Annotated in this window: 21 protein-coding genes and 1 riboswitch; of the genes, 10 read left to right on the forward strand and 11 right to left on the reverse strand. The window is 67.2% G+C overall.

Annotation, left to right across the window (positions count from 1 at the left end):
- The first annotated feature begins 53 nt into the window (after positions 1 to 53).
- Positions 54 to 560, forward strand: coding sequence for an acyl-CoA thioesterase (locus tag RCF13_RS14270; RefSeq protein WP_005415314.1), 507 nt, complete (start codon positions 54 to 56; stop codon positions 558 to 560).
- Between the two features lie 67 nt (positions 561 to 627).
- Here RCF13_RS14270 and ppc read toward each other — a convergent pair whose 3' ends face one another.
- Together ppc and RCF13_RS14280 are read right to left on the reverse strand one after the other, a co-directional pair.
- The gene (gene ppc, locus RCF13_RS14275; RefSeq protein WP_134968171.1) at positions 628 to 3,339 is read right to left on the reverse strand and encodes a phosphoenolpyruvate carboxylase; all 2,712 of its coding nucleotides are present in this window, start codon (positions 3,337 to 3,339) and stop codon (positions 628 to 630) included.
- A gap of 247 nt (positions 3,340 to 3,586) precedes the next feature.
- Positions 3,587 to 6,103 carry a prolyl oligopeptidase family serine peptidase gene (locus tag RCF13_RS14280; RefSeq protein ID WP_134968170.1) on the reverse strand — a complete coding sequence of 839 codons (2,517 nt, stop codon included), beginning with the start codon at positions 6,101 to 6,103 and terminating at the stop codon, positions 3,587 to 3,589.
- Positions 6,104 to 6,223: 120 nt separating this feature from the next.
- Positions 6,224 to 6,307: riboswitch (S-adenosyl-L-homocysteine riboswitch) on the forward strand.
- 36 nt (positions 6,308 to 6,343) lie between these two features.
- On the opposite strand from RCF13_RS14280, the gene ahcY reads away from it, so the two are divergent.
- The 5 genes from ahcY to RCF13_RS14305 all read left to right on the forward strand — a co-directional run bounded on the left by ahcY (position 6,344) and on the right by RCF13_RS14305 (position 11,296).
- The gene (ahcY, locus tag RCF13_RS14285; RefSeq protein WP_134968169.1) at positions 6,344 to 7,789 is read left to right on the forward strand and encodes an adenosylhomocysteinase; all 1,446 of its coding nucleotides are present in this window, start codon (positions 6,344 to 6,346) and stop codon (positions 7,787 to 7,789) included.
- A 259-nt stretch (positions 7,790 to 8,048) separates the two neighbouring features.
- Positions 8,049 to 8,837, forward strand: a complete 789-nt coding sequence (locus tag RCF13_RS14290; RefSeq protein WP_061478378.1) for a hypothetical protein — start codon at positions 8,049 to 8,051, stop codon at positions 8,835 to 8,837.
- Positions 8,838 to 8,886: 49 nt separating this feature from the next.
- Positions 8,887 to 10,227, forward strand: a complete 1,341-nt coding sequence (locus RCF13_RS14295; RefSeq protein WP_231352549.1) for a peptidoglycan-binding domain-containing protein — start codon at positions 8,887 to 8,889, stop codon at positions 10,225 to 10,227.
- A 110-nt stretch (positions 10,228 to 10,337) separates the two neighbouring features.
- A complete protein-coding gene (gene ybaK / locus RCF13_RS14300; RefSeq protein ID WP_134968167.1) occupies positions 10,338 to 10,811 on the forward strand; it encodes a Cys-tRNA(Pro) deacylase in 474 nt (157 codons plus the stop codon).
- Entirely contained in the window at positions 10,811 to 11,296 is a 486-nt protein-coding gene (locus RCF13_RS14305; RefSeq protein ID WP_134968166.1) for a hypothetical protein, read from the forward strand. The genes ybaK and RCF13_RS14305 overlap by 1 nt, the downstream gene beginning before the upstream one ends.
- A 75-nt stretch (positions 11,297 to 11,371) precedes the next feature.
- Here RCF13_RS14305 and RCF13_RS14310 read toward each other — a convergent pair whose 3' ends face one another.
- Positions 11,372 to 11,929 carry a DUF3228 family protein gene (locus tag RCF13_RS14310; RefSeq protein WP_134968165.1) on the reverse strand — a complete coding sequence of 186 codons (558 nt, stop codon included), beginning with the start codon at positions 11,927 to 11,929 and terminating at the stop codon, positions 11,372 to 11,374.
- Between the two features lie 136 nt (positions 11,930 to 12,065).
- On the opposite strand from RCF13_RS14310, the gene RCF13_RS14315 reads away from it, so the two are divergent.
- Positions 12,066 to 13,574, forward strand: a complete 1,509-nt coding sequence (locus RCF13_RS14315; RefSeq protein ID WP_308141275.1) for an amidohydrolase family protein — start codon at positions 12,066 to 12,068, stop codon at positions 13,572 to 13,574.
- 6 nt (positions 13,575 to 13,580) lie between these two features.
- Here the strand turns inward: RCF13_RS14315 and RCF13_RS14320 are convergent, their stop codons facing one another.
- The 3 genes from RCF13_RS14320 to RCF13_RS14330 are packed head-to-tail and all read right to left on the reverse strand — an operon-like array spanning position 13,581 to position 16,306.
- Positions 13,581 to 14,312: a LytTR family DNA-binding domain-containing protein gene (locus RCF13_RS14320; RefSeq protein ID WP_308141276.1), complete on the reverse strand. Its 732-nt coding sequence runs from the start codon at positions 14,310 to 14,312 to the stop codon at positions 13,581 to 13,583.
- Complete coding sequence (locus tag RCF13_RS14325; RefSeq protein WP_049413147.1) at positions 14,309 to 15,355, reverse strand: histidine kinase; 1,047 nt, start codon at positions 15,353 to 15,355, stop codon at positions 14,309 to 14,311. The genes RCF13_RS14320 and RCF13_RS14325 overlap by 4 nt, the downstream gene beginning before the upstream one ends.
- A gap of 24 nt (positions 15,356 to 15,379) precedes the next feature.
- Positions 15,380 to 16,306, reverse strand: a complete 927-nt coding sequence (locus RCF13_RS14330; RefSeq protein ID WP_134968163.1) for an alpha/beta hydrolase — start codon at positions 16,304 to 16,306, stop codon at positions 15,380 to 15,382.
- 203 nt (positions 16,307 to 16,509) lie between these two features.
- Between RCF13_RS14330 and metF the strand changes: the two genes are divergently transcribed.
- Entirely contained in the window at positions 16,510 to 17,337 is an 828-nt protein-coding gene (gene metF / locus RCF13_RS14335) for a methylenetetrahydrofolate reductase [NAD(P)H] (RefSeq protein ID WP_005415304.1), read from the forward strand.
- A gap of 40 nt (positions 17,338 to 17,377) precedes the next feature.
- Complete coding sequence (locus tag RCF13_RS14340) at positions 17,378 to 17,962, forward strand: DUF4124 domain-containing protein (protein WP_134968162.1); 585 nt, start codon at positions 17,378 to 17,380, stop codon at positions 17,960 to 17,962.
- 102 nt (positions 17,963 to 18,064) lie between these two features.
- On the opposite strand, the gene RCF13_RS14345 is transcribed toward RCF13_RS14340, so the two are convergent.
- The 3 genes from RCF13_RS14345 to RCF13_RS14355 form a co-directional block, all read right to left on the reverse strand.
- Positions 18,065 to 19,018, reverse strand: a complete 954-nt coding sequence (locus RCF13_RS14345; RefSeq protein WP_134968161.1) for a Nudix family hydrolase — start codon at positions 19,016 to 19,018, stop codon at positions 18,065 to 18,067.
- A 101-nt stretch (positions 19,019 to 19,119) separates the two neighbouring features.
- The gene (secA, locus tag RCF13_RS14350; protein ID WP_134968160.1) at positions 19,120 to 21,852 is read right to left on the reverse strand and encodes a preprotein translocase subunit SecA; all 2,733 of its coding nucleotides are present in this window, start codon (positions 21,850 to 21,852) and stop codon (positions 19,120 to 19,122) included.
- Positions 21,853 to 22,119: 267 nt separating this feature from the next.
- Positions 22,120 to 23,076 (reverse strand): M23 family metallopeptidase, encoded by a 957-nt coding sequence (locus tag RCF13_RS14355; protein ID WP_033834438.1) that lies wholly within the window; start codon positions 23,074 to 23,076, stop codon positions 22,120 to 22,122.
- A 12-nt stretch (positions 23,077 to 23,088) separates the two neighbouring features.
- On the opposite strand from RCF13_RS14355, the gene RCF13_RS14360 reads away from it, so the two are divergent.
- On the forward strand, positions 23,089 to 23,538 hold the full coding sequence (locus tag RCF13_RS14360; protein ID WP_049413132.1) for a DUF721 domain-containing protein: 450 nt from the start codon (positions 23,089 to 23,091) through the stop codon (positions 23,536 to 23,538).
- A 281-nt stretch (positions 23,539 to 23,819) separates the two neighbouring features.
- Here RCF13_RS14360 and lpxC read toward each other — a convergent pair whose 3' ends face one another.
- Positions 23,820 to 24,731, reverse strand: a complete 912-nt coding sequence (gene lpxC / locus RCF13_RS14365) for a UDP-3-O-acyl-N-acetylglucosamine deacetylase (RefSeq protein ID WP_061478389.1) — start codon at positions 24,729 to 24,731, stop codon at positions 23,820 to 23,822.
- 205 nt (positions 24,732 to 24,936) lie between these two features.
- Positions 24,937 to 26,172 carry a cell division protein FtsZ gene (gene ftsZ, locus RCF13_RS14370; protein ID WP_005415297.1) on the reverse strand — a complete coding sequence of 412 codons (1,236 nt, stop codon included), beginning with the start codon at positions 26,170 to 26,172 and terminating at the stop codon, positions 24,937 to 24,939.
- Positions 26,173 to 26,180 lie beyond the last annotated feature (8 nt).

Genomic DNA, 26,180 nt, shown 5'->3' on the forward strand with positions numbered 1-26,180 from the left:
CCGAGCATGGGCTCGGCTCTACAAGAGCTACGCCACGCCGATACAATCGCCGCATGTCGACCGAACTGAAAACCCACCAGCTGTCCATGACCGTGCTGATGTCGCCGGAGATGGCCAATTTCTCCGGCAAGGTCCACGGTGGCGCGATCCTGCGGCTGCTCGACCAGGTCGCCTATGCCTGTGCCAGCCGCTACGCCGGCAGCTACGTGGTCACCCTGTCGGTGGACCAGGTGATGTTCCGCCAGCCCATCGCGGTGGGCGAGCTGGTCACCTTCCTGGCCTCGGTGAACTACACCGGCACCTCATCGATGGAGATCGGCATCAAGGTGGTGGCCGAGGACATCCTCAAGCGCAGCGTGCGCCACGCCAACAGCTGCTTCTTCACGATGGTGGCGGTGGACGAGGAAGGCCGGCCGACGCCGGTACCGCCACTGCAACCGGCCACCTCCGACGAGAAGCGCCGCCAGGCGGCCGCACAGATCCGCCGCCAGCTGCGCCAGGAAATGGAACAGCGCCACCTGGAACTGCTGGCGTCGAACCCGCCGTCGCCGGAGGAGTGAGGGCGTGCGGGGCACGCCCCGCACCCACCGAGGCAGGTAGCGCCGGGCCATGCCCGGCGGATACGCATCACCCGGTGTTCTGCACACCCTGCGAAACACCGTTCACGCACGCCACGAGCGCGCGCAGCAGATCGTCATCCTCGCGTCCGCTGGCCCGCCAACGCTGCAGCAGATCCACCTGCAGCACGCTGATCGGATCGACGTAGGGATTGCGCAGGCGGATCGACAGCGCCAGCCGCGCATCGTGGTCCAGCAGCGTCTGCTGGTCCATCAACGCCAGCAGCCAGTGCCGGGTGAGCTCCAGTTCACGCTGCACCTGCGGGAAGAAACGCCCATGCAGGTCGCCCGACAACAGCGAGAACTGCTCGGCGATGGTGATATCGCCCTTGGACAGCACCATCGCGATGTCGTCCAGGAAGGTGCGGAAGAACGGCCAGTCCCGCGCCATATCGCGCAGGGTCTGTTCGTGGCCGGCATCGACCGCGGCCTGCAGGCCACTGCCCACGCCGTACCAGCCGGGAATCACCGCACGCGCCTGGCTCCAGGCGAACACCCAGGGAATCGCACGCAGGTTGCACAGCGCTGCGTCCTGGCCGAGCCGGCGCGACGGCCGCGAACCCAGCGTCATCCGCTCGATCACGTCGATCGGCGTGGCGGTACGGAAGTAATCCATGAAACCGGGCTGGCCGACGAACGCGCGATACACCTCGCTGCTGGCCGCAGCCACCGCATCCATCACCGGCCGCCAGTCATCCTCGCGCGGCTCGGCGGCACGCGGGCGCAGGCTGGCGCGCAGCACTGCACCGGTGGCCTGTTCCAGCGAGCGCAGGGCCAGCGCGCGGATGCCGTACTTGCGATGGATCACCTCGCCCTGCTCGGTCACCCGCAGGCGGCCATCGATGCTGCCGCGCGGCGACGCATCGACCGCGTGCGTGGTCTTGCCACCGCCACGGCTGATCGAACCGCCACGGCCATGGAAGAAGGTCAGGCGGATGCCGGCCTCGGCCGCCACCTCCAGCAGTTCCACCTGCGCACGCTGCAGGCCCCAGCGCGAAGCGGCAATGCCACCGTCCTTGCTGCTGTCCGAATAGCCCAGCATCACCATCTGCACGTCGTCGCGCGCACGCAGATGGGCGCGGTAGACCGGGTCGGCCAGCAGGTCACGCAGGGTGGCCGTGCCACGCTTGAGGTCATCCACGGTTTCGAACAGCGGCGCGATGTCGAGCGGCACCGAACCGCCTTCTTCCACCAGGCCGCCACGGCGTGCCAGCGCCAGCACCGCCAGCACGTCGCTGCGGTCGTGTGCCATCGAGATGATGTAGCTGCCCAGTGCATCCCCGCCATGCCGCGCACGGGCATCGGCCAATGCAGCGAACACGGCGTCGAGCCGCCGGTTGCCTTCGTCGCCGCCTTCCGGCAACGGCACCTCACCGCTGGCATGCGGTGCCAGCAGGCGCGCGCGGCCCAATGCATCCAGGCCCTCCCACGCCGGGTCGCCGCCCAGCACCGCCGCCAGCGCGCGCGCATGCACGCTCGATTCCTGGCGCACGTCCAACCGCGCCAGATGGAAGCCGAACGTCTTCACCCGCCACAGCAGGCGTTGTACGGCGAAGCCACCGGCATGCTCGCCGAGGTTCGCGCGCAGGCTGTCGAGGATCAGCTGCAGGTCGTCGATCAGTTCATCCGGGCCGGCGTAAGCGCCCTCGCCGTCTTCCAGCGTGGCCTGCAGGCGCGCGCGCATGCGATCGTTGAGCAGGCGGTAGGGCATGTCGGCATGGCGCGGGCGCGACTGCACCTGCGGCAGCAGCTGCTGGTAGTGCGCCACGCGCGCCTGCAGCGCATCGCTCACGCCCACCCGCTCGGTGGACTGGCTGAGCAGGCTGGCCAGCTGCAGCAGTTCCTTCTGGTAGCGCGCCAGTACCGCCTGCCGCTGCGCATCCAGCGTACTGCGGATGGTGTGGGCATCCACGTTCGGGTTGCCGTCCATGTCCCCGCCCACCCACGTACCGAAGCGCAGCAGGCGCGGCAGTGGCAGCTCTTCACCATAGGTATCGCGCAGCGCCTGCTGCAGAGATTCGTACAGCACCGGAATCACGCGGTACAGCACCTGCACCAGATAGAAGCCGACGTGCTCGCGCTCGTCATCGACAGTGGGCCGCACCGGCGAAGAGTCAGTGGTCTGCCACGACGCGGTCAGCGCCATGCGGAAGCGCGCAGCATCGGCGGCCGCTTCCCCCGGCGTGCGCTGGCCGTCGAGGTTGTCGACCAGGCTGGCCACCATCAGCTGCTCTTTCTCCAGCAGCGCACGGCGCACCGCTTCGGTCGGGTGCGCGGTAAACACCGGTTCGATATCGATGCGCGGCAGCCACTGCGCCAGCTCGTCCAGGCCCACGCCCTGCGCCTTCAGGTGCTGCAGCGCATCCTGCAGGCCGTCGGGCTGCGCCCCTGCCGTACCGGCACGCTGGTAGTCACGGCGGCGGCGGATGCGATGTACGCGCTCGGCAATGTTGACCACCTGGAAGTACGTGCTGAAGGCCCGCACCATGGTCTCGGCCTGCTGCGGCGTGCGCCCGGCCAGCCCTTCGGCCAGCTCCGACAGTGGTGCCTGGTTCTCGCGGCGGGCGATGGCGCGGGTGCGCACGTCCTCGACGTCGTCGAGGAAAGCCGCTGATACCTGCTCGACCAGCAGGTCACCGACCAGTGCGCCGAGCCGGCGCACGTCATCGCGAAGCGGAAGATCGGGAGAAGCAAACTCGATGCTGCTGCGGTACTCGTTCATCGGCGACGCACAGGCCTCGGTCAACGGATCCAGACCCCAAGCCTAAACCAGATTGCGCACGATGCTGCGATGCGGAAATGGTTTCATCTGCACGTATCTGCACGTATCTGCAGCAGAAGCAGCCGAGCGTGGGCTCGGCTCTACAGACATCATCACGCGCTATACCGTGTAGCGCCCGAGCCCATGCTCGGGCGGCGGCGCAGCCGCACAGGCGGCCCCTGTTGCAGGGGCCGCCCTCATGCAGGTATCAGCGCTTCTTCTTCGCCTTGCCCTGCTCGGCCGGGCCGATGGTCTGCTCCAGCCAGCGCTCGCTCTCGGCCAGCATGGTCATGATCGATTCGCGTGCGCGGTAGGCATGCGATTCGTTCGGCAGCATCACCAGCCGCGCGGTACCACCCAGGCCCTTCACCGCGGCGAACATGCGCTCGCTCTGGATCGGGAAGGTGCCGGAGTTGTTGTCGTCCACGCCGTGGATGAACAGGATCGGATCCTTGATCCTGTCGGCGTAGTTGAACGGCGCCATCTTCTGGTAGACGTCCTGCGCCTGCCAGTAGTTGCGTTCCTCGGCCTGGAAACCGAACGGGGTGAGCGTGCGGTTGTAGGCACCGCTGCGCGCGATGCCGGCCTTGAACAGGCGGGTGTGTGCCAGCAGGTTGGCGGTCATGAACGCACCGTAGGAATGGCCGCCGATGGCGATGTGATCGCGATCGGTCACGCCACGCCGCACCACTTCATCCACCGCCGCCTGCGCATTGGCCACCAGCTGTTCGATGTAGGTGTCGTTCGGCTCCTTGTCCCCCTCACCGATGATCGGCATCGACGGGCTGGCCAGCACCACATAGCCCTTGGCCAGGAACGCCTGCGGGCCCCAGTAGCTGACCGCATTGAAGCGGTACGGCGAATCGGTCACCTGGCTGGCCGCAGCCGCACTCTTGAACTCACCCGGGTAGGCCCACATCAGCAGCGGACGCGGACCATCGCGCTTCGGGTCGTAACCCGGCGGCAGCAGCAGGGTCGCGGTCAGGTCGACGCCATCCTTGCGCTTGTAGCGGATCTGCTCCTTCTGCACGCCCTTGAGCTGTGGGAGCGGATGGGCGAAATGGGTCAGCGCGCGCGGTGCGGCACCGGCATCGGCCAGCGACTGCACATAGAAGTTGGCCGGCTCATCCGGGCTTTCACGGCTCAGCAGCAGCGAGCTGCCCTGGTCGTCCAGCAGCGCCACTGGCGCGGCGTAGCTGGGCGCCTGCGAGTGGAACAGGCGGGTGGCCTTGCCCGTGGCGATGTCGAAGCGGTCCACGAACGGGCGGTCGCCCTCCGGCGAAGCACCGGCGCCGGCCAGGTACAGGCTGCTGCCATCCGGGCTGGTCTGCAGCAGCGAGCGACCACGTTCATCGCTGGCCAGCAGCGGCCGCCCCGGATCGGCATAACGGTCCTGCGCGTCACGATCCCACAGCAGGCGCGGCTCGGCACCGGCGTTGTCCGGGGCGATCAGCCAAGTCTTGGTCCTGCGGGTCTTCCACCACGACTCGGTCAGCAGGGCCAGGTCGCCACGGCCCCAGTTGATACCCACCAGACGGCTGCCGAGCTGGGCCAGGGTGACCGGCGGCTTGTCGAACGGCGCGGCCTGCATCAGCACCGCATCGCGCACCTTGGCCTCCCGGTTCGGATCACCACCGTCCTGCGCTTCGGCCCAGACCAGGGTGGCATCGGCATCACCGCGCCAGCTGATGTCGCGCACGCCGGTCACTTCGGCGTCGTTGCCGGTCGGCAGGCCTTCCACCAGCGGGCGCACCGCCACGGTATGCACCAGCTTGCCGGTGGCACGGTCGATCACTTCAATGCGGCGCGGAAAACTGCTTACCGGCACCACGTAGGAGTACGGACGCTGCACCGGCTGGCGCAGCACGAAGCGGCCGTCAGGCGACACCGAGAAGCCCATGAAGATGCCGGCCGCACCGATCGCGCGGGTACTGCCATCCAGGCCGACTTCCATCGGCTGGGTAGTAGCGTAGTAATCGAACTGGCGAGCGTCGGCTTCGTTCTTCAGCAGGTCCTGGTAGGTGCGGATCGACACCACGCCGCCGCCCTGGCGGGTCTGCTGCACGGCAGGGCCGGTCGGGACGCCGTCGGCGGCCGGGGCTGGCCCCAGGTTGGCCGGGCGGATGAACACCACCAGCCCGCGGCTGTCCGGCAGCCACTGGTAGCCGCTGCCGATCACCGTGTTCAGGCCGGCAACCAGGCGACGGGCACTGCCACCGGCCACATCCACCAGCCACAGTTCATTGGCGCCACTGGCGGCATCGACCTGGTTGAACGCCAGCCACTTCTGGTCCGGCGACCACATCACACTGGCGATCGACAGCGTGGCCGGCAGGCCACTGATCTGCCGCTCCTTGCCGTCGGCAACGTTCATCAGCCACAGCTTCTCGCCGAAGCTGAAGCGGCTGTCGGAGAACGTGCGCGGGTTGATGCGCAGGCCGGCCAGCTTCAGTTCCGGCTGCGCCACCACCTGGATCGACGGCAGCGACGGCATCTGCATCATCGCGGCCACGTCGCGGCGCGGCGACAGGAACAGCGACGGCGCGCGCGGGGCGTCGACCACCGCCTGCAGTGCGGCCGATGGCAGTTCGTAGCCATTGACGCCCTGCGCCTGCGCGGCAACGGGCTGCGAAGCGGCCGCCCAGGCCAGCGGGGCCACCGCCAGCAGCCCCATCGACAGGACCAGGCCGGTCCAGCGCCGTGTGCGGCGCGCGTGCATGCTCATCGTTCCACCTGTGTGATGCGTGAAAACACCGACCTTAACAGGCCGTGCACGCCGCCCCATCTGCCGATGGTTGGGTCATCCGGATGTCATGCCGGGGCCGCGATATAATGGGGGTTCTCCCCTGCCGAGGGGCGCTGCGACCGGATCCCACGAGGCCCGGCCAGGCTCGGTAAGGTGGCTTTGTAACAACGGCGCCCGGCTAGATGCGAGCATCCGCTCGCCCACAACCGGAGCACACGAATGAACGCTGTTGCCAAGACCTTCTCCACCGAAGGTGATTACAAGATCCGCGATATCACGCTGGCCGACTGGGGCCGCAAGGAACTGGACATCGCCGAGCACGAAATGCCGGGCCTGATGTCGATCCGCCGCAAGTACCAGGCCGAGCTGCCGCTGAAGGGCGTGCGCGTGACCGGCTCGCTGCACATGACCATCCAGACCGCCGTGCTGATCGAGACCCTGAAGGACATCGGCGCCGACGTGCGCTGGGCCTCGTGCAACATCTTCTCGACCCAGGACCACGCCGCTGCCGCCATCGCCGCCACCGGCACCCCGGTGTTCGCCTGGAAGGGCGAGACCCTGGAAGAGTACTGGGACTGCACCCTGGACGCGCTGACCTTCACCCTGGCCGACGGCACCCTGACCGGCCCGGAGCTGGTGGTCGACGACGGCGGTGACGTGACCCTGCTGATCCACAAGGGCTACGAGCTGGAAAACGGCAGCGACTGGGTCAACACCGCCTCCTCCTCGCACGAAGAACAGGTCATCAAGAACCTGCTCAAGCGCGTTGCCAAGGAGCGCCCGGGTTACTGGGGCCGCGTGGTCAAGGACTGGAAGGGCGTCTCCGAAGAGACCACCACCGGCGTGCACCGCCTGTACCAGCTGGCCCAGGCCGGCACCCTGCTGATCCCGGCGATCAACGTCAACGACTCGGTCACCAAGAGCAAGTTCGACAACCTGTACGGCTGCCGCGAGTCGCTGGCCGACGGCCTGAAGCGCGCGATGGACGTGATGCTGGCCGGCAAGGTGGCCGTGGTCTGCGGCTACGGCGACGTCGGCAAGGGCTGCGCGGCCTCGCTGCGTGCCTACGGCGCGCGCGTGATCGTCACCGAGATCGACCCGATCTGCGCGCTGCAGGCGGCGATGGAAGGCTATGAAGTCAACACCATCGAGTCGACCCTGGGCCGTGCCGACCTGTATGTCACCACCACCGGCAACCGCGACATCATCCGCATCGAACACCTGAGCGCGATGAAGGACCAGGCCATCGTCTGCAACATCGGCCACTTCGACAACGAGATCCAGGTCGACGCACTGGTGTCCTACCCGGGCATCAAGCATGTCAACATCAAGCCGCAGGTGGACAAGTACATCTTCCCGAACGGCAACGCGATCTTCCTGCTGGCCGAAGGCCGCCTGGTGAACCTGGGCTGCGCCACCGGCCACCCGAGCTTCGTGATGTCCAACAGCTTCGCCAACCAGACTTTGGCCCAGATCGACCTGTGGGCGAACAAGGACAGCTACGAGAAGAAGGTCTACCTGCTGCCGAAGAAGCTGGACGAAGAAGTGGCCCGCCTGCACCTGGAAAAGATCGGCGTGAAGCTGACCACCCTGACCCAAGAGCAGGCCGACTACATCGGCGTGCCGGTGGAAGGCCCGTTCAAGCCGGACCACTACCGCTACTGATGCCTGCGCGGTGCCGGCCAGCGGCCGGCACTACCGGCGCATGCGGGGTCGGATCCCTTTCCGCATGAAAGGGCTCTGACCCCGGCAACGGATGCAGACAGGACGGGCGCCTTCGGGCGCCCGTTCTGCGTTGCGGCACCCGGCAACCGATCCGCGCACCCTGTCACGGAGCACTAAGAAGTCGCTTGCTAGGCTTTACGCCCGCGTGGGCTGCCAACGGCAGGCCATGCGCCGGGACGCAGACACCAAAGGACAGGACATGCCGCGCAACCGTGAACGACTGAACCGGGCCATGAAGCCCCTGATGCCCCTGTGCTGGGTGGCCCTGCTGGCCGCCTGCACCCCACCTGCCGGCGAAGCCGGCGCTACGGCTCCGGCTGCGGCCAGCGGACAGGCCAGCCCCGCAGGCAAGGCCGCCGACGCGCCCGCCACGGTCGCCGACACGAGCGCTGGCTGCGCCGATGCAGCGTCGCCGGCACAGACCCTGGTCTGCAAGGACCCGACCCTGACCGGCCTGGATGCGGACGTGGGCAAGGCGGTCACTGCCGCACAGGCCACACTCGATGCAGCAGGGCAGAGCAAGCTGCACGCCGAACAGCAGCGCTGGCAGGAGCACACCCGCGACCTGTGCACCGATGCGCAGTGCCTGCAGCAGGTGTACGCCGATCGCCTCAAGGTGCTGTCCGCTACGCGTGACGGCCTGGTCGACCAGGATGCATGCGAAGCCCCTGACGGCCAGCAGCAATGCGTGGACCTGCTGGTGCTGCGCGATCCCAACAGCCAGCTGGCGAACTTCAACACGCTGCTGGGTGAGAACGGCCAGGAAGGCCGCCTGCTGGGCTGCACGGCCGCCACGAACATGGGCGGCGGCCCCAACGCCCTGCTCGCAGCCAACTGCACCCAGGAGACCTCCGCCGGCAGGCGCAACGTGCAGCTGTGCAGCAACCAGATGGTTGGCCAGTTCGCCCTCGAACCGGCGCCGGCTGCTTACGGCACCCAGGCCATCCGCCAGCTCCTCGGCTTCACCCAGCAGCACTGCGCCGGCTGACAATCGCCGGGCACGCCCGGCGCTTTACCCTCATTGAAGGACGATGACCATGGCAACGGATTCCACCCTTACGCGCGAACAGCTGTCCACGCTGTTCCTCAACACCGAGCTGGGCGGCAACACCCGCCACCTGGACCACTTCTCATACGCACAGAAAGGCGCAAGCACCTATTCGTTCGGGCTGGTGCAGTTCGATGTCGGCGGCAATCCGCAGGCCAGGCGCTTCCTGCGCGACAACGGCTTCACCGATGGCGACATCGCACTGTTGTCCCAGCAGGGCGGATTAAGCACCCAGCAGCTGGCGGCGCTCGACGCCAAGTTGCAGGCCATTCCGCAGGCCAGGATGGACGAGCTCACCAACGCCAAGCTGGACAGCGCCATCGAGCGTGTCGATCAGGCCATCGCCAAGGTGCGTGCAACCAATCCGGCCGCGGCCGATGCCATCGCCGCCAACCCGGAGTTGCAGTTGGCCATGGCGGACTATGACAACCAGTTCGGCAGCATGGGCCCGCAGTTCATCAGCTATCTGGCCGGCAATGCGGAAAAGCTGCAGGGCGGCACCGTCCAGGCCGGCAATCCGCCGACGCGCGGCGACGTGCAGAACTTCGTCGATGCCACCAAATACGGCATCCAGTCGCAGGCCGCCGTAGCCAGCCGCGATGAGCGCTTCGACCGGGCCATGGTCCAGATCGGCATCACCCCCACCCATGCTCCCTCGCACGGGTCACCTGTCACGCCTGCGGGCAACGGCGTGCTGGTCAGCGGCAGCAAGGGCGATGAGGTGCAGGCCATGCAGCAAAAGCTGTCCGACCTGGGCTACCTGGGCAAGGACGGCAAGCCGCTGGTGGCCGATGGCGATTTCGGCCCCGGCACCGTGGAAGCGGTCAAGCAGTTCCAGCGTGACCACCAGCTCACCGTTGACGGCAAGGCCGGCGGCGCAACCCTGGGGGCGCTGGAGGCGGCCACGCAGCAGCGCGCACCGGCGGCCGAGCCGACCATGGCCACCCCGGGCCACGCCGACCACCCCCGCTACCAGCAGGTCGTGGAAAAGCTGGAGGCACTGGAAGAACAGCGTCGCCAGGGCGGCCTGTCGCCGCTGTTCAATGACCGCAGCCAGCTCGAGAACGCCGCAGGCCAGGTGGCTTACGAGTCAAAGTTGGCCGGCATGAGCCAGGTCGATACCGTGCTGGCGCGGCCGGACAACCAGGGCGTGTTCGCGGTGCAGGGCCAGCTCGGCGATCCCGCCATGCACCGCACCTACGTCGACCTGTCGCAGGCGGTGAACCAGAACCTGCAGGACAGCACGCGGCAGAGCCAGGCGCTGGACAACGAGCTGTCACAGCGGCAGACCCAGGAACAGATACAGACGCAGCAATCGATGTCGCGCTGATGCTGGATGCAGCCGATCGCAGCCGGGACGGGCGCCCTTGGGCGCCCGTTCTGCATTGAGGCGCGAGTCTCGGTCAAGGCAACGCCCCTGTCCCGCGCTAGGATGCGCCCATGACTCCGGCCATCAACCTGCTCAAGCGCGAGAAGATCGCCCACACCGTGCGCAGCTATGTGCACGACGCCCACGCCGAATCCTATGGCGGCGAAGCCGTCGACAAGCTCGGCCTCGACCCGGCCCAGGTGTTCAAGACCCTGCTGGCCAGCACTGAAGCACACGAACTGCTGGTGGCAATCGTGCCGGTCGCCGGTCAGCTCGACCTGAAGGCGCTGGCCGAAGCGGCCGGCTGCAAGAAGTGCGAGATGGCCGCCGCCGACGCCGCGCAGCGTGCGACCGGCTACCTGGTCGGCGGCATCAGCCCGCTGGGGCAGAAGAAGCGCCTGCGCACGTTCCTGGATGGCAGCGCGCAGGTGTTGCCCACGCTACACGTCAGCGCCGGCCGCCGTGGCCTGGAAGTGGAACTGGCACCGGCCGATCTGCTGCGCCTGACCGCCGGCCACTACGCTGCCATCGGCAAGTCACGCTGATGCGCTGGCCGTGGTCTGCGGCGGCGCCGCCCAGGCTGGAAGACGCGCAGGCCGATGTGCTGCTGCAGGACCTGCTGTCGCGCGACGCGACGCGCATCACCGACGCCGCCCGCATCGTCGCACGACTGTTCAGTGCACCGTCGCTGGACGCATTGGCCGCGCATGTGGACCTGATTGAACGTAGCTGCCACAGCATCACCCTCGGCGGCATGCTGATCAGCAACCAGGCGCATCTGGAGGCGGCCCTGAAACGGCTGCGTCACTGGCAGGCGCACGCAGGCTGCCTGTGCGCGCTCAATCCCGGCTACCCGTTCTTCGATCCGCGCCGCTTGATCGAACAAGGGCAGATGCAGCTGCTCGCGTTGCAGGAGGCCGAGGATGGTTGGGGCGATTGCCACAACGTTGCCTGCATGCACTGCGGCCAGCATTGGCAGGCCATCGACCGCGAGTACCACTACCCGTGGTGGGAATGGAAAGCTGCCTGAAGGCCAGGCAGCCAAGCATGGCGTGGCTCTACTGCGGTCCGTACACTCACGCGATGCGTGGATGACCAATATCGCTCACGGCCGCCAGTTCGCGTTGCTCTCCCAGAACTCGACAGAACGCCGGTAGGCCTCGCGGTCCAACGGCACGCCGGAACCGCCCTCTTCCACGCCCAGCGCATTGCGCATCATCGTGATCGGCGCCATCGGCACCTCTGCCGGCTCGGCAGTATAGATACAGCCGACGATGCCCCAGTCGGCCTCGATCGGCGAGCCTTCCTTCGCCAGCTGCTCGGCGCTGTACAGGATCACCACCAGATAGTTCGCACGCGGCGACTCCACGCCCTCGAACCAGCGCACCAGCACCGGCAGTTCCTCGCGATTGCGTGCCTCGTAACCACTGCGCAGCAGATGGCGGTTGGCCTCGGTGATCGGCACGGTCAGGCAGCGCGTGCTGGTCCAGTTCTCGTAGACGAACAGTTTGCAGAACGGCGCATAGCCGTCCAGTACCTTCATCGGCGCGTGCGCGTTGAGGTGCGCTTCGAACTGTTCGGCAGTGCAGTCCTGGATCGTGTTGCCACGCGGTACGCGCGGGAACAGGCGGGGACGGGCGAAATCGGTGAGAACGATGGACATGGCGCGGCGTGATCAGGGAATCCGCTGCACAGAGTACCTGCCCACGCCGCATGGAGGGCGGGATGCCGATGGTCACTGGCATCGCCAACCGTGTTGGCGCACCCTGCAGGCGACCCCATGCAAGGATTGCCGGTTCATGGATGCACTACCCCGCTCCGCCCGTCGTCGCCGCTGGCCGCGCGTGCTGGCCTTGCTCCTGCTGGTCCCCCCCCTGTTGTTCACCGCCGCCCTGCTCTGGCCGCTGTCTGCACCACCGCTGCCCCACCCCGGCAACAGTCACGTGATCGTCAACGCACGCGTGGTGGACATCGCCCGCGGCCAGGCCAGCGAACCCACCACGGTGACCGTGCGCAACGGCACCATCACCGCCATCGGTGAAGACCCGCCGGAGACCACGTTGCCGGTTCTCGATGCGGGCGGACGCTGGCTGCTGCCCGGTTTCTGGGACATGCACACCCATGCACTGCAGCTGTCACCGCAACTGCAGTTTCCGTTGATGCTGGCCAACGGCATTACCTGTACCCGCGACATGATGGACTGCCCACAGGCCACCGATCCGCTGATCGCCTGCGTGGCCGACAAACGCCGCTGGACCGCACAGGCCATTGCCGGGCAGCAGGTTGCGCCGCGCTTCGTGCAGGTCGCAAGCTTCTACTTTGAAGATCCGTCACTTGCGCCGGAGGCCGCCGCCGAGCGTGCACGCACGTACAGCGCGCGCGGCGTCGACGCGTTGAAGGTCTACAACCGGCTGCGTGCGGATACCTACCAGCGGCTGGCCACCGAGGCGCAGCAGCTGCGTCGCCCGCTGGTCGGCCACCTGCCCAAAGCGGTACCGCTGGAGGGCGCACTGCAGGCAGGCCAGCGCAGCTTCGAGCATGCCCATCTGTTCGTACGCCACTGCTTCGACAACGCGGCGGCGTGGCGCGGTGGCATGCTCGACAGCGAGGATCCAACCGCGCTGGCCGAACGCATGGTCGGCGGCTACCGGCCCGCGCTCTGCAACGAGGCGTTCGGTGTGATGCAGGCCAGCGGTGCCGCGTTCGTACCAACCCATGTCACTCGCGAAGAGGATGCGCGTGCGCGCGACCCCGCCTTCATCAACGATCCACGCCTGGCCTATCTCGATCCGCTTTCACGCTGGGCGTGGCGTGATGACCTGCAGGCCACCGTGGCGCGCTACCCCGGCCTGCGCGGCGAAGACGCACTGAAGGCCTACTTCGAGCACGGGCTGGCGCTGACCGGCACCGCGCATCGTGCGGGCGTCACCGTGCTGGTCGGCACCGATACCGGGCTGGGCGGCTTCCGCTACCACGATGAACTGCAGTGGCTGCGGCAGGCCGGCTTGAGCCAGGCCGACGTGCTGCGCGCAGCCACGCTGCAGGCCGCGCGCCATCTGGACCTGCAGGCATTGCATGGCAGCGTCGAGGTCGGCAAGGTGGCCGATCTGGTGCTGCTCGATGGCAATCCGCTGCACGAAACCGCCAGTACCCGCCGCGTGCACGCGGTGCTGCTTGCCGGCCATCTCTACGACCGCCCGCGGCTGGATGCGCTGCTGGCCTATGCGCGCAAGCAGGCACGTTCGCCCGCCGTGATGGCGCGGTTGTTGTGGGGCTTCCTCACCAGCCCCGTCAGTGCCGAGCTGTAGCGGCAGCTACAACGCAATCCGCTCGCGCAGTTCACGCGCCTGCCGGCGCGACACCTCCACCTCGCTGCCGTCATCCAGCGCCAGGTCATAACCATCAGCGATGCTGGGCGTCACGCCGCGGATGCGGCGCAGGTTGACCAGCGTGTTGCGGTTGGCACGGAAGAACAGATCCTGTGGCAGGCGTGCCTCCAGCGCGCTCAGGCTGCGGGTCAGCAGGGCGTTCTGGTCGCGGAACCACAGCCGGGTGTAGTTGCCATCCACCACCAGCCGGCGGATCTCGGACACCGCTACGAACCAGCAGCGTTCGCCCTCGCGCACGAACACCTGGTCCTGCGCGCCCAGCGTGCCGCGCGACTCCGGCGTTTCGGCCGCCACCACTTCGCGCTGGCGCGCCCGCTGCAACGCCTCCAGCAACCGCGGCGCTTCCACCGGCTTCACCAGGTAGTCCAGCGCATTGGCCTGGAACGCGCGCACCGCGTAGGTGTCGTAGGCAGTAACGAAGACCACGGCCGGCACCACCTCCAGGCTGTCCAGCACGTCGAAACCGCTGCCGGAGGGCATCTGCACATCCAGCAGCACCAGGTCCGGGGCCAGCGTGGCGATCGCCTCGCGCGCGGCCGGCACATCGTCGGCCTCGCCCACGCACTGCACCCACGGCAGCGCCGACAACAGCGTGCGCAGCTCCTGGCGCGCCAGCCGTGCGTCATCAACGATCAACACACGCAGCACGCCACTCATTGCGGAATCTCCAGCAGGGCCTGCATGCGGTCGCCGACCGGCTGCAGGGTGAAACGACCCTGCGTGCCAAGCTGCGCACGCAGGTAGGCAAGGCCAACGCCATGGCCATGGGTGGGCTCGTTGGCGCTGCCCAGCGGATTGTCCACCTGCAGACGCAGCACGTCATTGTCCAGCGTGGCACGGATCTGCACCTCACCGCCGCCCGGGCGGCTGGCGATGCCATGCTTGATCGCATTCTCCACCAGCAGCTGCAGCGCCATCGCCGGCAGCTGTGCCTGCAGGGCGTCGGCATCGATCTGCCGGTTCACCTGCAGGCGCTGTTCGAAGTGGACTGCCTCGATGGCAAGGTAGTCGTCCACGACCACCAGTTCCTCGGCCAGGGTGACCTGCTCGCTGCGGTTGTGTGCCAGCGCCTGGCGCAGCGTGCGCGACAGGCGGGTGACCATGTCGCGCGCACGCTCCGGGTCTTCCAGGATCAGCGCGCGCAGGTTGTTCAGCGCATTGAACATGAAATGCGGGTTGAGCCGTGCACGCAGTGCATCGCGCTCCAGCGCGCTGCGCTCGGCCTCGGCACGCAGGCGCGCCAGTTCCGCACTGCGTATCCGGCGCAGGCTGTGCAGGCCTGCCCAGAGCGCTGCCCACAGGGCCAGCATCACCGCAGTGGTGTACCAGTAGAGCAGCAGCGCCTTGGGGCTGAAGTCGGCCGTCTGCCGCCCCAGGCTCACCCAGTTCCAGGCCAGCGCCGAGTGCAGCGCGATGTTCACCAGCAGCTGCGCCACTGCCGCGCCCAATGCCACCGACAGCGCCAGCCGCAGCAACAGCCCGGCCGTGCCGCGCGCCCACCAGTCGGCACGCAGCGCCAGCGCACGGATGGCACCGCTGCACCCGAACAAGGCCAACGCCAGACCCAGCGTGATCAACACGCCTGCGCTTCCGGCATCGCTGAAATAGGCCTGGCGCAGGCCGATTCCGGCAACGCCATAGAGCGCCCACACCAGCGCATTGAGCAGCCAGAAGCGTACCGTCGAGGAGGAATCCGGCATGTCCATTTCGAGGCGTGTTGAAACTCAGTGGTGGTGGTCGAGGAAGGCCTGCACCTGACTGCGCAGCCAGCGCGGATCATCCCACATCAGGAAGTGGAAACCCTGCGCGCTCATCGCGATCTGCACGCCTTGCAGTTTCGCGTACTGCGCCTGGAACACCGCGCGCGTGCTGTCCTCGGTGCCGCCCATCGGCTGGTAGCCGGCCCAGCTGCCCAGCACCAGCGTCGGTGCGGTGATCGAGGCGATGCTGTCACGCAGGTCGGTGGTCATCACCGCATGCATGGCATCGGCCGTGGTCTGGCGGTCGCTGGCTTCGCCCCAGCGGCCCAGCTCGGCCTGCCGCTGCGGATCGCGGGTCATCCCCGGCAGGCCGGCCTTCAGCTGCGCCTGCCATTGCGCAGCGTCGGCGGCCAGCATGCCCTTGCGCAGCTGGTCGGCCATCGGCCGCACGCTGTCAGCGGTAGCCTTCGGGTCACGCGCGGCCGGCAGGAACGGCAGTGCGTCAACCACCACCAGCGCGCTGACCGCCTTCGGCTCGGTCTGCGCCATCTGCAGGCCCAGCAGGCCACCGAGGCTGTGGCCAACCACCACCACCGGCCCCAGGTGCTGGTCATGCAGGTAGGCCAGCAGCTGCCCGCGCATCGCCGGCAGGAACTCGGCCGGGCGCGGATCGGCCGCAAGCGCACCGGCAAAGCCCGGCAGCTGCACCAGATGACACTGCACAGCTTTCAGGGCCAGGCAGGTCTCGCGCCAGACCCCGGCGCTGCTGTTCAGGCCGGGGATCATCAGCAGCGGGCGACCTTTGCCGACCACCTCGACCTGCACCTTACCCGCCGCCGGGGCGCTGGCGGCGTGCGCCGAGCCGGAACCGAGCACGGCCATCGCCATGCCGATCATCGCCAGCCGGGCCAAGGCCTTCATTGCATACCAGAGTGCCAGGAATATCTTCATCATTTGCTCCTTCGTCGGGTGGGTGTTGCCGGGATGGGAACAGCGTGGCGCCGACCACGGCACCCGGGTTGCGATTTCGGAGCAGCGGCCGATCGCCGGGGCGAACGGTCGCAGGCGACGGACGGTGCACACCCGTACGAATTGACAACATCCATCTTGATGGAGCGATATACTGATCCGCACCCGCCGCTGCCGCCCGTACCATGACCGCCATCAGCTTCGAGTTCTATCCGCCCAAGACCGACGAACAGCGCAGCCAGCTGGATCGTGCCGCAGCCAAGCTGAAGGACTACGGCCCCGAGTACGTGTCCTGTACCTTCGGCGCTGGTGGCTCGACCCTGAGCTATACCTCCGAGACCGTGCGCCATCTCAACCAGCACCATGGCTTCGAGGCGGCGCCGCATCTGTCCTGCGTCGGCGGCACCCGCCAGGAGATCCGCGAACTGCTCAAGCTGTACCGCGCCATCGGCTGCCATCGCCTGGTCGCGCTGCGCGGCGACCTGCCCTCCGGCATGGGGTTTCCCGGCGACATGCGCTACGCCGCCGAGCTGATCGAGTTCATCCGCGCCGAACACGGCGATGCGTTCCGCATCGAAGTGGGCGCCTACCCGGAGACCCATCCACAGGCCTCCGATGCACTGGCCGACCTCAAGCACTTCAAGGCCAAGATCGATGCCGGCGCCGACGCGGCGATCACCCAGTATTTCTACAACCCGGATGCGTACTTCCACTTCGTCGATGCCGTGCGCCGGCTCGGCGTGCAGGTACCGATCACGCCAGGCATCATGCCGATCGCCAACTTCAGCCAACTGCGCCGTTTCTCCGAGCAGTGCGGTGCGGAAATCCCGCGCTGGATCAGCCGCAAGATGCAGGCCTATGGCGATGACGCCGAATCGGTGCGGGCGTTCGGTACCGAAGTGGTCGCCAGGCTGTGCCAGCGCCTGGTCGAGGGCGGCGCGCCGGGCCTGCACTTCTACACCCTGAACCTGGCCAAGCCGACCACGTCGGTGCTGAAGCTGCTGCACGGCTGAAAGCACGCCATGCCACCGCGATCGGCGCTACCCTGCGTCGATGAACCGGCTTTCCTTCCTGCTGTTGCTGCTGTCATTGTGCTCGGCATCGAGCGTTGTCCATGCGCAGTCCACGCGCTTGAACCGCTGCACCGATGCGCAGGGCCAGAGCGTGTATACCGACCGGCCCTGCGACAGCGTCGGCGCCCGATCACGATTGCCACCGCCCGCGTCCACCGGCAGCACCCTGCGGCGAGACACCCTGGGGGCGCGCTGCCCACGGCGCCTTAGCGAGCTGGTGGACGCGCTGCGCATCGGCATCCTCAGCAACGATGTGAACCGGTTGTCGTCGCTGTACCTGTGGGGCGCGGTCTCCGATGCCGGTGCGCAGCGCATCCTCGGTCAACTGGAATCGCTGGCGCGGCGGCCGCTGGTGGACGTGGTACCGGTGTATCCGTCACAGGGGCTGGCGTCCTCGCAGGAGGACGGTCAGAGCCCTGCGGCGCAGGGATCCGACCCGGAGCCGCCGACCGTGCGGCATCCGGTCGGCCTGCGCCTGGAACAGACGCTGCCCGGCAGCGTGTCGCGCGCTTCGACGGTGCTGGGGTTGCGGCGGCAGTATGGGTGTTTCTGGATCACGTTGTAACCGGACGGGTCGGAGCCCTTTCCAGCGGAAAGGGCTCCGGCCCCGGATTGCCGCGATGGGGTCAGAGCCCTGCTGCGCAGGGATCGGACCCCGCATGCCGGCTCACGCCGGCCACAGCCCACCAATCGCAGCGATACCCTGCCCACCATGGCGACGGGCTTCGGCGATATGGCCGGCGGCCATCCCACCCAACGCGTAGATCGGCAGCGACACCTGCGCGCGCAGCGCGGCGAAGGCCTCCCAGCCCAGCGGCACCGCATCGGGATGGCTGGCCGTGGCCTGCACCGGGCCGAGCACCGCGAAGTCGCAGCCCAGCCGCTGCGCCGCCTGCAGCTGCTCCAGGTCGTGGCAGGACGCGGCGACAAGCTGCCCTTCCGGCAAGGGCCGTTCCTGCAGGTCCTGCAGCTGCTCGCTGCCCAGGTGCACCCCCACGCCCAGTGCACGTGCCAGCGCCACATCGCGGTTGAGCAGCCACTGCACGCCGCGACGATGCGCGCGCACGGCCTGTTCGATCATCGCCTGCCGTTGCGGGTGTTCCGGTGGTAGGCGCAGCTGGATGCGCTGCTGGCCCGCCGCGACCGCGCGCTGCAGGCAGTCATGCCAGTGCTGCACGCCGCTGGCATCGTCATCCGGCGCCGGCGTGATCAGGTAGCGGTCCGGTTGGCGCAGTGCGGCCACCACCGGCAGGTCGGCCGGCGGCATCGAATAGCGGCCCAGCTTGTCCTGCGCCACCCAGGTGATCGCCTGGCCTTCGCGGCCACGCGGGGTGCCTTTCCAGCTGCGCACATGGCGCACTTCCAGGGTCAGGTGCTTGTCCGGATAGCGCTGCGGCACGTCCATCAGCCACTCGCCGACATCGGCCTCGATGCCCAGTTCCTCGCGCAGCTCGCGCACGAGCGCCTGTTCAGAGGTCTCGCCGGATTCGCGCTTGCCGCCGGGGAACTCCCACAGGCCGGCCATGTCGCGGTTCTCGGTACGGCGGTTGAGCAGCACGCGGCCACGGGCGTCGGTGATGACGGCGGCCACGACGTGGATCGATCGGGTGGGGGAAGGCATGGAGGAAGCATGCCCAGAACAGGGCGGCCGGCGCAATCACGGATCCGGTGCAGCTCCCCCGCAACAAACGAAAAGCCCCGCTTTCGCGGGGCTCTTCGGGATCAGCTCAGCTGGCCGTGGCAGTGCTTGTACTTCTTGCCACTGCCGCACGGGCACGGATCATTGCGGCCGATCTTCGGCTCGTCGCGCTGCAGCGTGGCCACCCCCTGCTGGGCAGCCTGCACCTGCGCGGCTTCCTCGTCGGCACTGTAGCCGCCCGCATCCTGGTGCTGGAACTGCGACTGGCTCAGGCGAGCCTGCGCCTGCTGGCGCTCGGCGGCCTCCAGGGCCTGCACTTCCTCGTCGCTGCGGATACGCACGCGGGCCAGCAGGGTCACCACTTCGCGCTTGACGTTCTCCAGCATGTCCGAGAACAGCTCGAAGGCTTCCTTCTTGTATTCCTGCTTGGGCTGTTTCTGCGCGTAACCACGCAGGTAGATGCCCTGGCGCAGGTAATCCATGCGCGCCAGGTGCTCCTTCCAGCTCTGGTCCAGCACGGTCAGCATCACGTGCTTCTCCAGCGCGCGCATGGTCTCTTCGCCCAGGCTGGCTTCCTTCTCGGCGAAGTGCTGGTTGACGCGCTCCTGGACCTTGCTGGCGATGGCCTCGGCGTCCAGTTCCTCATGCTGCTTGACCAGGTCGGTCAGCGACATCTGCAGGCCGAAGTCCGACTCCAGGGTCGCTTCCAGGCCACGCAGGTCCCACTGCTCGTCGATCGAGTTCGGCGGCACGAAGCGCGCAACGATGTCGAAGATCACGTCGTCACGGATGCCGTCGACGTTGTCCTTCACCGATTCGGCGTCCAGCAGCTCGTCGCGCTGGGCGTAGATCACCTTGCGCTGATCGTTGTTGACGTCGTCGAAGTCCAGCAGGTTCTTGCGGATGTCAAAGTTGTGGGCCTCGACCTTGCGCTGCGCCTTTTCGATCTGGCGGCTGACCAGGCGGTCCTCGATGACGTCGTCTTCCTTCATGCCCATCATGCGCATGGCCTTCTGCACCCAGTCGGAGGCGAAGATGCGCATCAGGTTGTCTTCCAGCGACAGGTAGAAGCGGGACGAACCCGGGTCACCCTGGCGGCCCGAACGGCCACGCAGCTGGTTGTCGATACGACGCGATTCGTGGCGCTCGGTGCCGACGATGTGCAGGCCGCCGGCCGCCTTTACTGCCTCGTGGCGCTTCTGCCATTCGGCCTTGACCGCGGCCTTCTGCTCGTCGGTCGCGTCCTCGCCCAGGGCGTGGATCTCGGCTTCCAGCGAGCCGCCCAGCACGATGTCGGTACCACGGCCGGCCATGTTGGTGGCGATGGTCACCGCGCCCGGACGGCCGGCGTTGGCGACGATGGTCGCTTCGCGGTCATGCTGCTTGGCGTTGAGCACTTCGTGCTTCACGCCGGCCTTGCTCAGGTGCTCGGACAGCATTTCCGAGGTTTCGATCGAGGTGGTACCCACCAGCACCGGCTGGCCGCGCTTGGCGCACTCTTCGATGTCGGCCAGTACCGCATTGAACTTGCCCTTGCGGTTGAGGAACACCTGGTCCGGGCTGTCCTTGCGGATGGTCGGGCGGTTGGTCGGGATCACCACCACTTCCAGGCCATAGATGCTCTGGAACTCGAACGCTTCGGTATCGGCCGTACCGGTCATGCCGGACAGCTTCTTGTACATGCGGAACAGGTTCTGGAAGGTGATGCTCGCCAGCGTCTGGTTCTCGCGCTGCACCGGCACGCCTTCCTTCGCTTCCACCGCCTGGTGCAGGCCATCGGACCAGCGGCGGCCGGCCAGGGTACGGCCGGTGAACTCGTCGACGATGACCACTTCGCCGTCGCGCACGATGTAGTCAACGTCGCGCTGGTAGATCGCGTGCGCACGCAGGGCGGCGTTGAGGTGGTGCACCACGGTCAGGTTCTGCGCCGCGTACAGGCCTTCGGTTTCGCCATCGAGGATGCCGGCCTCGACCAGCAGCTGCTCGGCGTGCTCCATGCCCGCTTCGGACAGGTGCACCTGCTTGCCCTTCTCGTCGACCCAGAAATCGCCTTCGCCGTCTTCCGCTTCCTGCTTGACCAGGTGCGGCACGACACGGTTGACGCGGATATACAGCTCCGGGGAATCATCGGCCGGACCGGAGATGATCAGCGGGGTGCGCGCTTCGTCGATCAGGATGGAGTCGACTTCGTCGACGATGGCGTAGTGCAGGCCGCGCTGGTAGCGGTCGGCCTTGGACAGCGCCATGTTGTCGCGCAGGTAGTCGAAGCCGAATTCGTTGTTGGTGCCGTAGGTGATGTCCGCAGCGTATGCTTCGCGCTTGTCGCTGTGCGGCATGCCCGGGTACACCACGCCCACGCTCAGGCCCAGCCAGTTGTACAGCTTGCCCATCTGCGCGGCGTCGCGGCGGGCCAGGTAGTCGTTCACGGTGACCACGTGCACGCCCTTGCCTTCCAGCGCGTTGAGGTACACCGGCAGGGTCGCCACCAGGGTCTTGCCTTCACCGGTGCGCATTTCTGCGATCTTGCCCAGGTGAAGCACCATGCCGCCGATCAGCTGCACGTCGTAGTGGCGCATGCCCAGCACGCGGCGACCGGCTTCGCGGCAGACCGCGAACGCTTCCGGCAGCACCTTGTCCAGGGCTTCACCATCGGCGATGCGCTGCTTGAACTCCGGCGTCTTGGCCTGAAGCTGCTCGTCGGACAGCTTCTCGATCTCCGGCTCCAGCGCATTGATCTTGGCGACGATGCGGTTGAGCTGGCGCAGCTGTCGTTCGTTACGACTGCCAAATACGCGGGTAAGCAGGCTGTTGATCATTGAAGGAACCGGGTTGGATGGACACGACGCCCGGCCTCCCCCTGGGGATCCGTCCGCCGCAAACGAAACAGGGCGCCTGGCGCCCTGTCGATGGCAACACCCATTGTAGCTTGGGACGGGCGTGAGGGGTTTCAACCCTTTGCGGTCGTCCAGGCGGCCGGGACCGGGGTCCTGGCGGCCGCGCTTCGCGCTCGCGGGGCATGGCCCCGCGCTACCGCCGGGATCCGACGGCGTGCCGGTAGCGCCGGGCCATGCCCGGCGTTGGGATCAGCCGCGGCTGACGCGGCCGACCGGCGTGTTGCCGCCGTCGCCGAGGAACTTGCGCGGGTTGACCACATTGCCGTTCTCCCACACCTCGAAGTGCACGTGGGCACCGGTCGAACGCCCGGTGGAACCGGCCTTGGCCACTTCCTGGCCGGCACGGACCAGGTCGCCGGCCTTCACCACCAGGCGCGAATTGTGCGCGTAGCGGGTGACGTAGCCGTTACCGTGGTCGACGTCGACCACGTTGCCGTAGCCGCCCTTGACGCCGGCGAAGCTGACCACGCCTTCGGCCACGGCCATCACCGGGTCACCGACCTTGGCGTGGAAGTCCATGCCCTTGTGGGTGGCGGCACCGCGGCCGAACGGGTCGGCACGGGTGCCGAAACCGGAGGTCACATAGCTGTTGCGGATCGGCATGCGCGACGGCACCGCGTTCTGCTGCAGCTGGTGGTCGAACATCAGCGATTCCATCACCGACAGCTGGCGGCCTGAAGCAGCGAAGCGCTGCTCCAGCACCTGTAAGTCGGCGTTGACATCCTTGACCGGGATGTCGCTGGTCGGGCCGCCTGCGTCACCGTCACCGAGGCCGGGGGTCTCGTTGAAGTCGAACTCGCCGTCCTCCAGCTTGCCCATCTGGGTCAGCCGTTCGCCGAGGGCGTTGAGGCGGGTCGCCTGGGCCTGCAGCTCGCCGAGGCGGGCCGCCAGTGCATTGACCTGGGTCTGTGCATCGCGCTTGACCTTGGCCAGTTCCGCATCCTGGCGCTCGACCTTGGCCTGCAGCCGGGAATCATTCAGCGCGCTGGCGCCAATGCCGCCAGCAAGGCCGATAATGCAGCCTACCCCGAGCACGCTGCCCAGCAGGGCGCGGGGGCGGTCCTCGAAATAGAACCGCAAACGCGCGATCGGCGACGACTTGGCCTGTCCTTCACGCGTTTTGATTACGATCTTTTTGAATGCCATCAGTGAGTTTTCATGTCTGAGCCGAAATCCAGCGTTCGCCCCGCGTCGGCACCGAAACCGGCGCTGGATGCGGTAATGGCGGACAAAAGCGGCAACCCGCTGCGGCGTGCCTTGTGGCTCGACGCGCTGGACCGTCAGTTGCGCCCCCAGTTGCCGCCACCTCTGCGCAGCCGTTGCCGGCTGGCCAATGTGGACGGGGAACACCTCGTTTTTCTCGTCGAGTCCCCGGTCTGGCATGCCAAGTTGCGGCTTGCCGAAGCCCAGCTGCTCGACGCGGCCCGTTCCATCGGGCTGAAGGCCACCAGGGTGACCATCAAGACTGCGTCTCCCACTCCCACGCGCTCCCCAGCGCTCGACAACCGGAATGGACCCCACGCAGTTTCAGCCGCCACGCACAAAGGGCTACGCGACGCCTTGGCTTGCCTGCAGGACGTTCCTTCGAAGCCGAAGAAACGGTCCTGATGGCAACGGAGCATCCGGCTCCGCTCCCCGTCGCGCGTGTCACCACGGCGTGAAACATTTCGGGGGCCGGGTCGCATCCTAGCGGCCATCCGGGGGCCTGTCGTTAGATTGTTGTTAAAACTGCGTTAAATTCAGGCTTCTGATCCAACAGGTTCACAAAACCGTGACCTTGAACCAGCCTTGACGTCTTTCAAGCACGCTGAATGCGTCGGCGACGGCGGAAACAAGAACGCCGCCCAGGAAGGCGGCGTTTTTATCTTTAAATTCAACAGCCTATGGAATCAGGCATACGCCGGGGTGGCGTATTCCACCGGATCCGGTGTGGCCGGCGAGTCGAAGCTGACCCATTCCCAGGCGCTGGCGTCGGCCATCAGGGCCCGCACCAGCTTGTTGTTGAGCGCGTGGCCGGACTTGAAGCCCTCGTAGGCGCCGAGCACCTGGCCACCGGCCAGATAGAGGTCGCCGATAGCGTCAAGAATCTTGTGGCGCACGAATTCGTCGGCGTAGCGCAGGCCGTCTTCGTTGAGCACGCGGAACTCGTCCAGCACGATGGCGTTGTCCATCGAACCGCCCAGGCCCAGGTTGCGCTCGCGCATGTACTCCAGGTCACGCATGAAACCAAAGGTACGCGCGCGGGAGATTTCCTTGGTATAGGCCAGCGTCGAGAACTCGATTTCCTGGCGCGACTGCTTGGCCGGAATCATCGGGTGGTCGAACTGGATGGTGAAGCCCAGCTTGTAACCCTCGTACGGGGTGAAGCGGGCCACCTTGTCGCCCTCGGTCACTTCCACGGTCTTCAGCACGCGGATGAAGCGCTTGGGCGCATCCTGTTCCACGATGCCGGCCGACTGCAGCAGGAACACGAACGGACCGGACGAACCGTCCATGATCGGCAGCTCGGCCGAGGACAGTTCGACGATGATGTTGTCCACACCCAGGCCGGCCAGCGCCGACATCAGGTGTTCGACGGTCTGGATCTTGGCGTCGTTGCAGGTCAGGCCGGTGCACAGGGTCACTTCGGTGACCAGTTCGGCCTTGGCCGGCACTTCCACCACCGGGTCCAGGTCCACGCGGCGGAACACGATGCCATGGTTGACCGGTGCCGGGCGCAGGGTCATGTAGACCTTGTCACCACTGTGCAGGCCAACGCCGGTGGCGCGGATCGTGTTCTTGAGGGTGCGTTGCTGGATCATGGGGATGGACCGGAAGTGACACATTAGATTAACACGCGCACTCCCCTACCCTGGCTGAAACGCCAGTGACAGCCACCGGCAGGACACACCGGCACGCCGCTGGGAAAGCGCGTGAAGCAGGGCAGCCGGGCCCATCCTGGCCCGGCGCCCGCATTTTCAGGACATGGTGGCGCAACCCGGGGAGGACAACCCCGGGCCGCCCCGCTTAGTCCGCCTGGCGGCGCAGGAAGGCCGGGATGTCCAGGTAGTCGTTCGGCAGTTCCGCCGCTGCCGGGGCCGAAGCCGCCGGGGCCGACGGGGCGGAAGCGGCCGCGGTATCGCTGCTGGCGCGACGCAGGCCCAGGCCCATGCCGCCCACGGCCTTGGACACGGCGTCGCCGCCGTTGTCGAACTCGCCGAACTCCGGCTGGCCGGTGGTGGCGTTGCGGACCAGCTTGATCGGTGCACGCTCGCCCGGACGCTGGGTCTTGCTGGCCGAGACGCGGTTGAGGCCAGTGGCCACCACGGTCACGCGCACTTCGTCCTGCATGTCCGGGTCCAGCACGGTGCCGACCACGACGGTGGCGTCTTCCGAAGCGAAGCCGTCGATGGTACGGCCGATCTCGTCGAACTCGGCCATGGTGAAGTCCGCGCCGGCGGTGATGTTGACCAGGATGCCGTTGGCACCGGCCAGGTTCACATCGTCCAGCAGCGGGTTCTGGATCGCCGATTCGGCAGCGGCCTGGGCGCGGTCATCGCCCCGTGCGGTGCCGGTACCCATCATCGCCAGGCCCATTTCGGACATGACGGTGCGCACGTCGGCGAAGTCGACGTTGATCAGGCCCGGACGCACGATCAGGTCGGCGATGCCCTGCACGGCGCCCTGCAGCACGTCGTTGGCGGCGCGGAAGGCCTGGATCATGGTCGCGTTGCGACCCAGCACGGTGATCAGCTTCTCGTTCGGGATCGTGATCAGCGAGTCGCAGTGCTGGCTCAGTTCCTCGATGCCCTTCAGCGCCACCTGCATGCGGCGACGGCCTTCGAACGGGAACGGCTTGGTGACCACGGCCACGGTCAGGATGCCCATTTCCTTGGCCAGCTGCGCCACCACCGGCGCAGCGCCGGTGCCGGTGCCGCCGCCCATGCCGGCGGTGATGAACACCATGTCCGCGCCCTGCAGCGCGTCCATGATGCGCTCACGGTCTTCCAGCGCGGCCTGGCGGCCGACTTCCGGGTTCGCGCCTGCGCCCAGGCCCTTGGTCACGTTGGTACCCAGCTGCAGCTGCAGCTTGGCACCACAATTCTTGATGGCCTGCGAGTCGGTGTTGGCGGTGATGAACTCCACGCCGTCCACCGCCGAGTTGACCATGTGCGCCACGGCATTGCCGCCGCCGCCGCCCACGCCAACCACCTTGATCACCGCATTGGGTGCCATCTTTTCGATCAGTTCAAAATGCGCCATGTCCGTGT

It is taken from the genome of Stenotrophomonas maltophilia group sp. RNC7, from assembly GCF_030910085.1.
In the GTDB taxonomy this organism is placed as follows: domain Bacteria; phylum Pseudomonadota; class Gammaproteobacteria; order Xanthomonadales; family Xanthomonadaceae; genus Stenotrophomonas; species Stenotrophomonas sepilia.